Source organism: Mesorhizobium sp. ORS 3428 (assembly GCF_001854785.1).
Lineage (GTDB): Bacteria > Pseudomonadota > Alphaproteobacteria > Rhizobiales > Rhizobiaceae > Mesorhizobium.
Genome location: NZ_MDFL01000115.1, coordinates 40,356 through 53,170 on the forward strand (window position 1 = coordinate 40,356; position 12,815 = coordinate 53,170).

Annotated in this window: 11 protein-coding genes; 6 read left to right on the forward strand and 5 right to left on the reverse strand. The window is 65.0% G+C overall.

Annotated elements, in window-relative coordinates; all coding sequences use genetic code 11:
* Positions 1-2: 2 nt before the first annotated feature.
* Positions 3-929, reverse strand: a complete 927-nt coding sequence (locus tag ORS3428_RS13275; RefSeq protein WP_108723056.1) for a LysR substrate-binding domain-containing protein — start codon at positions 927-929, stop codon at positions 3-5.
* Between the two features lie 90 nt (positions 930-1,019).
* Here ORS3428_RS13275 and ORS3428_RS13280 point away from each other — a divergent pair, with 90 nt between their 5' ends.
* Positions 1,020-1,913, forward strand: coding sequence for a DMT family transporter (locus tag ORS3428_RS13280; protein WP_071099247.1), 894 nt, complete (start codon positions 1,020-1,022; stop codon positions 1,911-1,913).
* Positions 1,914-2,103: 190 nt separating this feature from the next.
* Here ORS3428_RS13280 and mutL read toward each other — a convergent pair whose 3' ends face one another.
* Together mutL and ORS3428_RS13290 are read right to left on the reverse strand one after the other, a co-directional pair.
* Complete coding sequence (gene mutL, locus ORS3428_RS13285) at positions 2,104-3,984, reverse strand: DNA mismatch repair endonuclease MutL (protein ID WP_071098359.1); 1,881 nt, start codon at positions 3,982-3,984, stop codon at positions 2,104-2,106.
* 131 nt (positions 3,985-4,115) lie between these two features.
* Complete coding sequence (locus ORS3428_RS13290; RefSeq protein ID WP_071098361.1) at positions 4,116-5,018, reverse strand: LysR substrate-binding domain-containing protein; 903 nt, start codon at positions 5,016-5,018, stop codon at positions 4,116-4,118.
* 91 nt (positions 5,019-5,109) lie between these two features.
* On the opposite strand from ORS3428_RS13290, the gene ORS3428_RS13295 reads away from it, so the two are divergent.
* The 4 genes from ORS3428_RS13295 (at position 5,110) to ORS3428_RS13310 (ending at position 9,527) form a co-directional block, all read left to right on the forward strand.
* Entirely contained in the window at positions 5,110-6,660 is a 1,551-nt protein-coding gene (locus tag ORS3428_RS13295; protein ID WP_071099248.1) for a trimethylamine methyltransferase family protein, read from the forward strand.
* 42 nt (positions 6,661-6,702) lie between these two features.
* A complete protein-coding gene (locus tag ORS3428_RS13300) occupies positions 6,703-8,352 on the forward strand; it encodes an ABC transporter substrate-binding protein (RefSeq protein WP_071098364.1) in 1,650 nt (549 codons plus the stop codon).
* 100 nt (positions 8,353-8,452) lie between these two features.
* On the forward strand, positions 8,453-8,926 hold the full coding sequence (locus tag ORS3428_RS13305) for a DUF3828 domain-containing protein (RefSeq protein WP_071098366.1): 474 nt from the start codon (positions 8,453-8,455) through the stop codon (positions 8,924-8,926).
* Between the two features lie 4 nt (positions 8,927-8,930).
* Positions 8,931-9,527 (forward strand): hypothetical protein, encoded by a 597-nt coding sequence (locus tag ORS3428_RS13310; RefSeq protein WP_071098368.1) that lies wholly within the window; start codon positions 8,931-8,933, stop codon positions 9,525-9,527.
* A gap of 11 nt (positions 9,528-9,538) precedes the next feature.
* On the opposite strand, the gene queF is transcribed toward ORS3428_RS13310, so the two are convergent.
* Positions 9,539-10,000, reverse strand: a complete 462-nt coding sequence (queF, locus tag ORS3428_RS13315; RefSeq protein ID WP_071098372.1) for a preQ(1) synthase — start codon at positions 9,998-10,000, stop codon at positions 9,539-9,541.
* Between the two features lie 124 nt (positions 10,001-10,124).
* Between queF and ORS3428_RS13320 the strand changes: the two genes are divergently transcribed.
* Positions 10,125-12,170, forward strand: coding sequence for an oxidoreductase (locus tag ORS3428_RS13320; RefSeq protein WP_071099249.1), 2,046 nt, complete (start codon positions 10,125-10,127; stop codon positions 12,168-12,170).
* A gap of 194 nt (positions 12,171-12,364) precedes the next feature.
* Here ORS3428_RS13320 and ORS3428_RS13325 read toward each other — a convergent pair whose 3' ends face one another.
* The gene (locus ORS3428_RS13325; protein ID WP_071098374.1) at positions 12,365-12,772 is read right to left on the reverse strand and encodes a hypothetical protein; all 408 of its coding nucleotides are present in this window, start codon (positions 12,770-12,772) and stop codon (positions 12,365-12,367) included.
* Positions 12,773-12,815: the final 43 nt, after the last annotated feature.

The following is a 12,815-nucleotide window of genomic DNA, read 5'->3' on the forward strand; positions in this document are numbered from 1 at the left end:
GCTCACACGTCTTCCTGCAGGAAGGCTTCCAGCTTCTCCGACGCCAGCCCCGCCTGCTCGGCGATTCGTCTCGCAAGGTCCGCCGCGGCCGCGCGTGGCCGCCCAACAGGCCGGTCGAGCCAGTAGGACACCGGATTGAGCGCGACCCGATCGTCGACGGCGACGATTCGTCCGGATTTGAGTTGGTCCTGCGTCAGCGGCGGCCGCGCCAGAGCGATGCCCAGCCCGTGCGCGGCCGCGTCGAGTACAAGATTATAGTCCTCAAAGCGCCGGTCGTGCGGGCGCGGGCGGTAGTCGACATTCTGCGCCGCGAACCAGGTGCGCCAGCCGGACGCGTCCGAATCGTTGATCAGCGGGAATTTGAGCAGCCGCGCCGGGTCGCCTTTGCCGATCTCCTTCGCCAGCTCCGGCGAGGCGATCGGAAAGATCTGTTCCTCAAAAAGCTGCACCGACACGCGGCCCGGAATGCGGCCGCGCCCGCAGCGCACCGAAAGGTCGATGCCTTCATCGGCAAGGTCGGCCTGGCGGTGGTCGATATCGAGCACGATGCGGAGCCGGCTCGGGTTGTTTTCGAGCGCCGCCATGCGCGGCATCAGCCAGAGGCCGCTGACCGAGGGAATAGAAGCCAGCCGCACGACCGCGGTGCCGCGCGGCTCGACCCAGCGGTCGGAATTGAAAGAGATCAGCGCGAAGGCTTCGGTGGTCCTCAGATGCAGCCGGTTGCCTTCATTGGTCAGCTTCACGCCGCGCGCATTGCGCTCGAACACTTTGAGCCCCAGCCAGTCCTCCAGCTTGGCGATCTGCCGGCTGACCGCGCCATGGGTGAGGTTGAGTTTTTCGGCCGCCGCCGAGAAGCTTCCGGTGCGCGCCGCCGCATCGAAGGCACGCAAGGTTTCGAGCGGCAGCATCTGGTTCGAGCTGTGATCCATGATCACAGCTGACTCTCGAATTGGTCGTTTGTCAATCGGCCGGCAATGGCGTTCCCTGCTTTCATGACATTGAAAGGCGAGGATTCGGCAATGAGCGCTTACACCGGCACGTTGAATGAGACACAGCGCATGGACACCGCGGCGGCGGTCGCGGTCGCGATTACGGTGGCCGGCTGGGCCTCGGCCTTTCCGGCGATCCGCGCCGGCCTTGCCGCCTTCCAGCCGCTGGAACTCGGGGCGCTGCGCTTTGCCATCGCGGCCGTGCCGGCGGCGATCTTCCTTGCCGTCAAGCGCCCGGCGCTGCCAAGGGTCGACGAGTTGTGGCGCTTCGCCTTCGGCGGCGCCATCTTCGTCGCGCTTTACACCGCCATGCTCAATTTCGGCGAGTTGACCGTCTCGGCCGGCGCCGCCAGCTTCATCATCAATGTCAGCCCGATCTTCACGGCAATCATGGCGATGGCTTTGCTCGGCGAGCGTTTCTCCGGCGTGGCCTGGGTCGGCACGGTGATCTCCTTCACCGGCATCGGCATCATCGCGGTCGCCGACGGGCACGGCCTGCATTTCAACGCCGGCGCGCTGCTGGTGCTGGGGTCCGCGCTTTGCTCGGCCGTCAACACCATCGTCCAGAAGCCGCTCTTTGCCCGCCATCATCCGCTGACGATCGCCGCCTCCAACATGGTGCTCGGAGCACTCTGCCTGTCGCCCTTCCTGCCGGAAGCGTTTTCGCAGGCAGCGGTTGCCGATTCCGCCGGTCTCGGCGCCGTCATCTATCTCGGCATTGTGCCCTCGATGATCGCCTATGGTGCCTGGGCGACGGCGCTGTCGCGCCTGCCGGCCGCACGCGCCTCGAACTTCCTCTACCTGGTTTCGCCGACCTCCGCTTTGATCGGCTTCTTCTGGCTTGGTGAAGTGCCGTCGCTGCTCGGCATCCTCGGCGGCGCGCTGGCGCTCGGCGGCGTCATCGTGGTGAATTTGAAGCGGTAGATCAGACGGTTGGGGCCGGTTCCTGACTCAAGAAAAGAGCCGCTTCGAGCGGCTCTTTTCTTGTCCCCCCACCCGGACCTTTGGTCCGACCTCCCCACAAGGGGGAGGTAGGGCGCCGAACTTTACCCTCCCCCTTGTGGGGAGGGTCGCTGCGAAGCAGCGGGGTGGGGGGCTGCGCCCTGCTAGTTTCTCACCTTCGCCCGAACAGCCTTTCGATATCCGCGAGCTTCAGCTCGATATAGGTCGGACGGCCATGGTTGCAGGTGCCGGATCCCGGCGTCGCCTCCATCTGGCGCAGCAGCGCGTTCATCTCCTCGGCCTTGAGCAGGCGGCCGGAGCGGACCGAGCCGTGGCAGGCCATGGTCGCCGCGATTTTGTTCAGCCGCTCCTTCAGCGTCTCGACCGTGTCGTTGTCGACGATCTCGTCGGCGAGGTCGCGCACCAGCTGCTGCACGTTGGTTTCGCCGAGCATCGACGGCGTCTCGCGCACCGCCACCGCGCCAGGGCCGAAGCGCTCCAGGCCGAGGCCGAATTTGGCAAGGGTCTCGGAATGCGTTGCCAGCCGCTCGGCGTCCTCTTCCGGCAGATCGACGATCTCCGGCAGCAAGAGCATCTGCGACGGCACCGCGCGCGAACTGAGCGCGTTCTTCAGCGCCTCGTAGACCAGACGTTCATGCGCCGCGTGCTGGTCGACGATGATGAGCGAGTCCCTGGTCTGCGCGACGATGTAGTTCTCGTGCACCTGCGCGCGCGCGGCGCCCAGCGCCATGCCGAGCAGCGCCTCGGCCGGCTCAGCCGTGCCCGCCCGCGTGTCGGCGCTGGCAAGCGGCCCGGTGTCGAAGGCGGCCTGCTCGCTCTCGGCGAAGCCGTTGCGTTGTGGCCGCGCTTCGTCCATGTCGAGCGGCCGATGCGGCGAACGCGCCAAATTCGAACCATGGTCGAAGCCGCTGAAGCCGGAGACGCGGTGGGCGGCCTCGTAGCTGCGGTGTCCATTGACGGGGCCAGGATGCGCGAAAGGCGCAGCACCCGGTCGGAAGGCCGCCATCATGCCGGCCGCGCCGGTGGTCGCGGCGCGGATGCCGGCGCCGGCAAGCGCTTCGCGGATGGCGCCGACGATCAGCCCGCGCACGAGGCCCGGATCGCGGAAGCGCACATCGGCCTTGGCCGGGTGGACGTTGACGTCGACGGTGGCCGGATCGAGTGAAAGGAACAGCACCGTCACCGCATGGCGGTCGCGCGGCAGCACATCGGCGAAGGCGCCGCGGATCGCTCCGGCGATCAGCTTGTCGCGCACCGGCCTGCCATTGACATAGGCATATTGCTGCAGGGCGTTGGCGCGCGTGTAGGAGGGGATCGAGACGTGGCCGGCAAGATGCACGCCGTCGCGCACAGCATCRATGGCAACCGCGTTGTCGGGAAAATCCTTGCCCATCACTTGCGCAACGCGGGCGAGCCGGCCTTCGGGCGTGTCGCCGGTCGCCGGCAGTTCGAGCGTCGAGCGGTCGGCGCCGGCAAGCGTGAAGCGCACAGCGGGGAAGGCGATGGCGATCCGTTTCACCACATCGCTGGTCGCCGAGCTTTCGGCGCGCTCGCCCTTCATGAATTTCAGCCGTGCCGGCGTGGCGAAGAAGAGGTCGCGCACCTCGACCGTGGTGCCGCGGTTTGCCGCCGCCGGTTTTACCGCCGAGACCCGGCCGCCCTCGATGCCGATCTCGGCCGCGCTGTCGCTGCTTACCGTGCGCGAGCGGATCGAGAGCCGCGCCACCGAGCCGATCGAGGGCAGCGCCTCGCCGCGGAAGCCCAGCGACCGGATGTCGTGGATGTCGTCGGAAAGCTTCGAGGTGCAGTGGCGGGCGACCGCCAATGACAATTCCTTTTCGGGAATGCCCGAGCCGTCGTCGGTGACGCGGATCAGCGAAAGCCCGCCGCCGGCGGTAACGATTTCGATGCGCGAAGCACCGGCGTCGAGCGCATTCTCCACCAGTTCCTTGACCACGCTCGCCGGACGCTCGATCACCTCGCCGGCGGCGATCTGGTTGATCATCGTTTCGGAAAGCTGGCGAATGGGCATTCGACAATTATAGGCGGATTCGAATGATGTGGGGGAGGGGTGGAATGAGGTTGGCAACAGCAAGCGTCGCGATCCTTCGCGCCCCCCTCTGTCCCGCCAACATCAAGGGGTTCGCTCCCCAGGACGCCGCCTCACGCCTGCGCGGCCAGCCAATCCCTCACCTTGCGCGCATTGTCGCTGAGCTCGCGATTCTTCGGCCAGATGACATGGAACGCGATGCCGGTCCTCAGCACATGGTCGGTCACAGGGACCAACAGGCCAGATGCCACCAGCCGCTCGACGAGATGCCGCCAGCCGAGCGAGATGCCTTGCCCCTCCATCACCGCCTGGATCACCAGCGCATAGTCGTTGATGCGCAATCCGCGCTCGGCATTGCGCAGGCTGGTTCCGGCTGACGCGAACCATTCGTCCCAGTTCGGCGCCTCGCGATAGGGCTCCTCAAGATGGATCAGCCGGTGCGTGGCCAGTTCCTCGACGGTCTTTGGCATGCCGAACTTGGCGAGATAGCTCGGCCCCGCGACCGGGAAGATCTCCTCGTCGGAGAGCGACAGCGAGTGATAATCCGGCCAGTCGCGCGGCATGCCTCCGCGCACGCCGAGYGGGATGCCCTCGGCGATGATGTCGAGATCGCGGTCGGCGGTCTGGATGCGAAGGTCGATGCCTGGCAGCGCGTCGCGGAACTGCTGCAGGCGCGGCATCATCCAGAACGACCCGAAAGCCGTCGAGGCGGCGAGCGTCACATGGCCGCCCGTCGCCTGCAGGCGCAGGTCCTCCGCCGACTTGCGGATATGGGACAGGCCCAGCGAGACATCGGCGTGGAAGCGCTCACCAGCCTCCGTCAGGAGAACCTGGCGGTGGCGGCGCTGGAACAGCTTGGCGCCGAGTTGTTCCTCCAGCCCGCGCACGGCGTAGGAGACGGCCGCCTGCGTCATGCCGAGCTCGCGCCCGGCGGCGGTGAAGCTCGACAGCCGGCCTGCCGCCTCGAAGACGACGAGGCTGCCGGCCGAGGGCAGGAGGTGGCGCAGGCTTCGCATAAGTCCACCTTATACAAGAGATCAGGATTTTCCAGCGTCACATTCATATTTCGCCTCGCTAACCTGACCGGGAAGAAGGATGAGAAGCTCCATGAATGCACCGTCTGCAGAAGCAATCGAAACCCCCCACCGCCGCGGCGGCGGCCGTCTCGGCCGCAAGGCGCTGAGAAGCGCGCCGATCGCGTCGTTTCCGACCCTGGTCCGCCAGATTCCCGCCTACGAGATCGTTCCCGAGGAGGCGGTAGAACTGATCCACCAGGAGTCGCTCAAGATCCTCGAGGAGGTCGGTTGCGAATTCCGCGACGACGAGGCAATCGCCCTCTGGAAGGCGRCCGGCGCCGACGTCTCGGAGACGCGCGTCCGCATCGATCGCGCGCTGCTGATGGAACTCGTCTCGAAGGTCCCGCCGGAGTTCACGCTCAACGCGCGCAACCCCGAGCGCACCGTGCGCGTCGGCGGCAAGAACTCGATCTTCGTGCCGATGTATGGCGCGCCCTATGTGCGCGACCTCGATAACAAGCGGCGCTACGGCACGCTGGCCGACCTCAACAATTTCCACAAGCTCGCCTACATTTCGCCGGCGCTGCATTCGTCGAGCTCGATCATCTGCGAGCCGATGGAGATCCCGGTGCCGAAGCGGCACCTCCACATCATCCATTCGGCGCTGAAGCATTCCGACAAGCCGTTCATGGGCATCGTCACGTCGAAGGAGCGCGCCGAGGACACGATGGCGATGGCTGCAATCGTCTTCGGCGAGGACTTCGTCCGCGACAATTCGGTGCTGGTATCGATCACCAACTGCAACTCGCCGCTGGTGTGGGACGCCACCATGCTCGACGCCATGAAGGTCTATGCGCGCCACAACCAGCCGCTGATCCTGGCGCCCTTTGCGCTCTGCGGCGCTTCGACTTCGGCCTCTGCCGTCGGCGCGGTGGCGCAGGTCAATGCCGAGGCGCTCGCGGGTGTGGCCTTCACCCAGCTCATTCGCCCCGGCTCGCCGCAGATCTACGGCCAGTTCATGGTCACCGTCGACATGAAGACCGGCGCCCCGATGGGCGGCACGCCGGAAGCCGCGCAGATGATGTATCTGATGGGCGCGCTGGCCAGGAAGTACAAGCTGCCGTGGCGCACCTCCGGCTTCCATGTCGGCTCCAAGCTCAACGACGCCCAGGCCGGCTACGAGGCGAACATGCTGATGCATGCCGCGATCCTTGCGGGCGCCAACTACATCTGGCACTCGGCCGGCTGGCTGGAGGCTGGCCTCACCTGCGGCTATTCGAAATTCGCCACCGACTGCGAGCAGCTCGTCGGCTGGTACAAATACGCCGGCGGCGTTCCCTTCGACGATTTCAAGGACGCGATGGCCGCGATACGCGAGGTCGGTCCGCAGGGCCATTTCCTCGGCACGCAGCACACGCTCGACCATTTCGAGAAGGCCTTCTTCATGCCGAGCATCATGGACTTCAACTCTTTCGAGCAATGGAGCGCCGAAGGGGCGAAGGATCACGACACGCGCGGCCTTGAAAAGGCGCGGAATATGCTCGCCGATTACCAGGAGCCGAAGCTCGACGAGGGCGTCGCCGACGGTCTCAAGGATTTGATCGCCAGGCGCGAGGAAAAACTGCCGGACAGCGTTAGTTAACGGAACAGGCGTAGACCTGACAGAACCAAAAGGGAGGAAAAAATGGGACTCTTCAGAAGCAATGGCGATCGTGTTCCAGCCGCCATCGAGGCGATGGCGCAAGAGGTGCGCGCGGGCCGCGTGGACCGGCGCGAATTCCTGGCGCTGGCAAGCGCCTTCGGCGCATCGACGGCTTTCGCCTATGGCATGATCGGCTTAGAGGCGCCGACAAAGGCCCTGGCCGACGAGCCGAAGAAGGGCGGAACGCTGCATGCCGCAATGTCGGTCAAGGCGCAGAAGGATCCGCGCACCTATGACTGGACAGAAATGGCCAACGTCACCCGCACCTGGCTGGAGCCGCTGGTCCGCTACACCCACCAGTTCACCTTCGAGCCGGTGCTGCTCGAAAGCTGGGACGTCACCGACGATGCCACCGAATACACGCTGCATCTGCGCAAGGGCGTCACCTGGAACAATGGCGATGCCTTCAACGCCGATGACGTGGTCTTCAACCTGAACCGCTGGTGCGACAAGGGTGCCTCCGGCAATTCCATGGCGGCACGCGTAGGCGCGCTGATCGACGCAAAGACCGGCAAGGCGAAGGACGGCGCGATCACCAAGGTCGACGACCACACGGTCAAGCTGAAGCTCTCCCAACCCGATATCGCGATCATACCGGGCTTCACCGACTATCCCGCGCTGGTCGTGCATCGCGACTTCGACAAGGACGGCGCCGATCCGATCAAGAAGCCGATCGGTACCGGTGCTTTCGAGCTGGTGTCCTATGCGGTGGGTTCGAAGGCGGTCGTCAAGCGCCGCGAGAACGGCAAGTGGTGGGGCGGCGAAGCGCCGCTCGACGGCGTCGAGTTTACCGACTACGGCACCGACTTCAACGCCACGGTGAGCGCCTTCGATTCCGGCGAGATCGACCTCGATTTCGAGACGCCGGCCGACTTCATCGACGCCCTCGACAAGATGGATCTGGTGAAATCGGAAGTCGCGACGGCGACCACGCTGGTTGCCCGCACCAACGTCACGCACAAGCCCTATGACGACAAGCGGGTGCRCAACGCGCTGCAGATGGCGGTCGACAACAACGCTGTGATGCAACTGGGCTACAGCGGTCGCGGCACGGTCGGCGAGAACCACCATGTCAGCCCCATCCACCCGGAATATTATCCGCTGCCCAAGAAGACCCGCGATGCGGCCGGTGCCAAGAAGCTGATGGCCGACGCTGGACATGCCGACTTCGAGCATGAGCTGATCACGGTCGAGGACGAATGGCAGAAGAACACCGGCGATGCGATCGCCGGCCAGCTGCGCGATGCCGGCATCAAGGTGAAGCGCACCGTGCTGCCCGGCTCGACCTTCTGGAACGACTGGACGAAGTACCCCTATTCCATGACCATCTGGTACATGCGTCCGCTGGGTGTGCAGGTGCTGGCGCTCGGCTACCGCACCGGCGAGGCCTGGAATGAGACGGCCTACTCCAACCCGGAGTTCGATGCCAAGCTCCAGCAGGCGCTCTCGCTCGTCGACGTCGCCAAGCGCAAGGAGGTGATGAAGGATGTCGAGCAGATCCTGCAGGATTCCGGCGTCATCATCCAGCCCTTCTGGCAGAAGCTTTACTGCCACATGAGCAAGAAGGTGAAGAACTACGCGATGCACCAGACCTACGAAATGGACTTCCAGAACGTCTGGCTGGAGACCTGAGACGGGCGGCGCAAGGACTTCATGAGCCGCGAAAAAGCCGATATGCAGGATGCGTGGCGGCGATCGTGCCGCCACAGCGCCGAACATCCGGAGATCCTGCATGAAAACGATAGTGGTGGCCGCTGCCATGTCGATTGCCTTGCCCGCCGCAGCGCTCGCCGGGCCGGCTTCCAGCGCCGTGAAGTTCTTCTATGTGCCGCAGGTGAAGTTCGAGGCGGACGCGAAATACCGCGACCGCTTCACCGATCCGGTCACCAAGCTTTTCGCGCTCAACGACAAGGCGCAGAAAGAGAAGCCGGACGAGGTAGCCTGCATCGATTTCGATCCGGGCCTCGACGCCCAGGATTTCGATCAGAAGACCGTGTCGAAGACGCTGAAGCTCGCAGAAGCCGTCAATGGCGATACGGCCGAGGTGACGGCAAGCTTCAACCTTTTCCCGGAAGGCGATGACTCCAAACGCGAAATGGTGTGGTCGCTGAAGAAAGTGGACGGCAAGTGGAAGATCGCCGACATCACCTCCAAGACCAGCGACTGGACGCTCAGCGCGCTGGGCTGCGGCTCCTCGACGGACTGATGCCATGCTTCGCCGCCTCGTCCTCGCGCTGTCGGGCTTGTCGATGCTGGCCGCGGGGCTGAATAGCGGCGCCTCCGCCCAGGGGCTGTTCGGCTCGCCGCCGCCGAAAGCATCTTCCGGCGATAATGCGCCGGCGGACGGCCTGGCTCCTTCACCTTCCGCAAAGCCGGCGCCGCAAACCGCGCCGGCCGAACCGGCGCCTGCAGCGCCCGTCCTGCCTGGATCGCCGACGGCGGTGGTGAAGCCGTTCTACGAGCGCCTCGGGCTGGAATTGGATCCGGCCCAGCGCAAGAACTTCATCGATCCGGCCAAAACCGTGCTCGACAAGAGCGATGCGCTGCGAGCTTCGGGGCAGGGCGAATGCCTCGACCCCAACATGGCGCTCGACAATGCCGAATACGACAAGCTGGCGATCGACAAGAGCCTGCGCACCGTCGAAGCCGTCAATGGCGACCAGGCCAAGGTGGTGGTGGCTTTCGTCGTCGAAGGCTACCAGCACCGCCTGGAATGGAAGCTGAAGAAGGTCGGCGGCGACTGGAAGATCGCCGACCTTCTGTCGGTCACCGGCGAATGGGCGCTCAGCCAATACCAGTGCGAATGATGGTGATCAGCTCAGCCGCGTCCGCGATAGGGCGCAACCCCGGTATCCGGCAGCCAGGCGCCTTCGGGCGGCGCGCCGGTCTGCCAGAAGACATCGATCGGGATACCGCCGCGCGGGAACCAGTAGCCGCCGACGCGCAGCCAGAGCGGCTTGGTCGCCTCCACGATGCGGCGGCCGATCATGACCGTGCATTCCTCGTGGAAGGCGCCGTGGTTGCGGAACGAGGTCATGAACAGCTTCAGCGACTTCGATTCCACCAGCGTCTTGTCGGGCGCGTAGTCGATGACGATGTGGGCGAAGTCGGGCTGGCCGGTGACCGGGCAGAGCGAGGTGAATTCCGGGCAGGTGAAGCGCACGATCGCCGGCGGTCCGTCGCCGCGCTCGAACGGTACGGTCTCCAGGACCGCCTGTTCTGGGCTCTGTGGCGTCTCGACGTGCCTGYCGAGCTGGGTGAGGTTCTTGGCGTCTGTCATGGGTGGCTCCTTGCTGCCGCCAAAGATTTCAATGGCGGCAGACTCGATCGAAAGTTGCGCCGCGATCCCTCAGGCACGGCGCGTTTGGGCGCTCATTAGCACAATTTGAAACCGCAGGAAGATGATGACCAGCAACGACCCGCTTCTCCAACCCTATCAGCTCAAGCACCTGACGCTGAAGAACCGGGTGATGTCGACCAGCCACGAGCCGGCCTATTCCGAGGACGGCATGCCGAAGGAGCGCTACCGGCTCTACCATGCCGAAAAGGCCAAGGGTGGCATGGCGCTGACCATGACGGCCGGCTCGGCGATCGTGTCGCGCGACAGCCCGGCCGCCTTCGGCAATTTGCATGTCTATGACGACCGCATCGTGCCGTGGCTCGCGGAGCTGACGGACGCCTGCCATGAGCATGACTGCAAGGTGATGATCCAGATCACCCATCTCGGCCGCCGTACCGGCTGGAACAAGGCCGACTGGCTGCCGGTGCTTTCGGCCTCGCCTGTGCGCGAGCCGGCGCACCGCGCATTTCCGAAAACCATCGAGGACTGGGATATCGAGCGCATCGTCGCCGACTACGCTGCCGCTGCGCAGCGCTGTCAGGCGGCCGGCCTCGACGGCATCGAGTTCGAATCCTACGGCCATTTGATGGACGGCTTCTGGTCGCCGGCGACCAACCATCGCGACGACGATTTCGGCGGCTCGCTCGACAACCGGCTGCGCTTCACCAACATGGTGCTCGACGCGGTGCGCGCCGCGGTCGGCGAAAAATTCATCGTCGGCGTCCGCATGGTCGCCGATGAGGATTTCGAAAAGGGCCTGTCGAAGGAGGAGGGCGTCGAGATCGCCAGGCGCCTCGCCAACTCCGGCAAGGTCGACTTTCTCAACATCATCCGCGGCTCGATCGAGACCGATGCGGCGCTGACCAAGGTGATCCCGGTGACCGGCATGCGTTCCTCGCCGCATCTCGATTTCGCCGGCGAGATCAGGGCAGCGACCAAGTTCCCGACCTTCCACGCGGCGCGCATTTCCGATGTCGCTACCGCCCGCCATGCCATCGCCACCGGCAAGCTCGACATGGTCGGCATGACGCGCGCCCACATTGCCGATCCCTATATCGTCAAGAAGGTAATGGAGGGCCGCGAGCACGAGATCAGGCCGTGCGTCGGCGCCACCTACTGCCTCGACCGCATCTATGAGGGCGGCGAGGCGCTCTGCATCCACAATGCGGCGACCGGGCGCGAGGCGACAATCCCGCATGTCATCCAAAAGAGCGAAGGACCAAGGAAAAAGGTCATCATTGTCGGAGCCGGGGCAGGGGGCCTGGAAGCCGCGCGGATAGCGGCGGAGCGAGGCCATGAGGTGACGGTTCTCGAAGCCTCAAGCCAGGCCGGCGGGCAGGTACGGCTGGCCACCCAGAACCCGCGCCGCAAGGAACTGATCGGCATTATCGACTGGCGCCTTGCTGAACTCGATCGGCTCGGCGTCGAGATCCGCTACGACACCTGGGCCGAGAAGGACGACGTGCTGGCGCTGTCGCCGGATGTGGTGATCGTCGCCACCGGCGGTTTGCCGCAGAACCCGCCGCTGACGGCCGGCGACAATCTCGTCACATCGAGCTGGGACATCTTGGCGGGCAGCGTCAAGCCGGCCGAGAACGTGCTGCTCTATGACGACAATGGCGGCCATCAGGGCATGGGCGCGGCGGAGCTGATCGCCAACAGCGGCTCGAAGCTGGAGCTGGTCTCGCCGGAGCGTTTCTTCGCGCCGGAAATGGGCGGGCTGAACCATGTGCCCTATATGCGCGCCTTCCACGAGAAAGGCGTCACCGTCACCATCAACACCCGGCTGCGCTCGGTGCGGCGCGAGGGCAATCAGCTCGTCGCCGAGCTGGCGTCGGATTTCGCCGATGGCTGGCGCGGCGAGCGGCGCGTCGACCAGGTGGTGGTCGAGCATGGCACCGCACCCCTCGACGACCTCTATTTGTCGCTGAAGCCGCTGTCGAAGAATCGCGGCGCGGTCGATTACGAGCGCCTGGTGAGCGGCGGCGAGATTTTTCCGCCGCGCAATCCGGAAGGCGGTTTCGTTGTCTTCCGCATCGGCGACGCGGTCGCCTCGCGCAACATCCATGCCGCCATCTATGACGGCATCAGGTTCGGGATCCGGATCTGACGCTGGAGCATGATCGCGAACCCTCGGTTCGGAAAAGATCATGCTCGGACCAAAAGATGGAGCCCACTCCGATAGATCGGAATGGGCTCTACCGGTGGCGCGCAACCGACCTTCGCAAGGAGAGCCACCTGCCGCTTCGGTTGGCTGCGCGCCGCGCATGGCGCCGGCTTTATGCCGGCGTCGTGCGTTCGACTTCAGAACATTCTCGCCGTGGCCATGCAAAGGACGGTGATGACCAGCAGCCCGCCGGCGATGCGTTCGCCTCTGGTCATTTTCGCGCGCAGTTCGGTTTGCGCCGCCGCATCGGCGCCGGCCAACCGCCGGCTGGCGGAGCCGACCAGCGCGCCCTGCACACCGGCGGCGATCAGCGCGGTCACGATGCCAAGCGCCAGCACCTTCTCCATCGAGCCGAAAGCAGCTTCATGGAAGAAATACCAAAGCAGTATGCCCGTCAGGAAAACCAGAACGGCTGCGCCCATTTGCGGTCGGAAGAACCGTTCCGCCCGAATATCGGGATCGCGGGCGACCGCCATGGTCGTGCCGGCCCAGAACACGCCCGCCATGACATGCAGGCCGATGACGACGATGTAGACAAATTGCATGACCGCATTCCTCTCGTTACGCCCGCTGCTAGCGTGCCGCCTT

Coding starts and splice junctions, on each gene's coding strand:
- ORS3428_RS13310 (WP_071098368.1), top strand. CDS start 8,931: ATGCTTCGCCGCCTCGTCCTCGCGCTGTCGGGCTTGTCGATGCTGGCC.
- ORS3428_RS13320 (WP_071099249.1), top strand. CDS start 10,125: ATGACCAGCAACGACCCGCTTCTCCAACCCTATCAGCTCAAGCACCTG.
- ORS3428_RS13305 (WP_071098366.1), top strand. CDS start 8,453: ATGAAAACGATAGTGGTGGCCGCTGCCATGTCGATTGCCTTGCCCGCC.
- ORS3428_RS13275 (WP_108723056.1), bottom strand. CDS start 929: ATGGATCACAGCTCGAACCAGATGCTGCCGCTCGAAACCTTGCGTGCC.
- ORS3428_RS13280 (WP_071099247.1), top strand. CDS start 1,020: ATGAGCGCTTACACCGGCACGTTGAATGAGACACAGCGCATGGACACC.
- ORS3428_RS13325 (WP_071098374.1), bottom strand. CDS start 12,772: ATGCAATTTGTCTACATCGTCGTCATCGGCCTGCATGTCATGGCGGGC.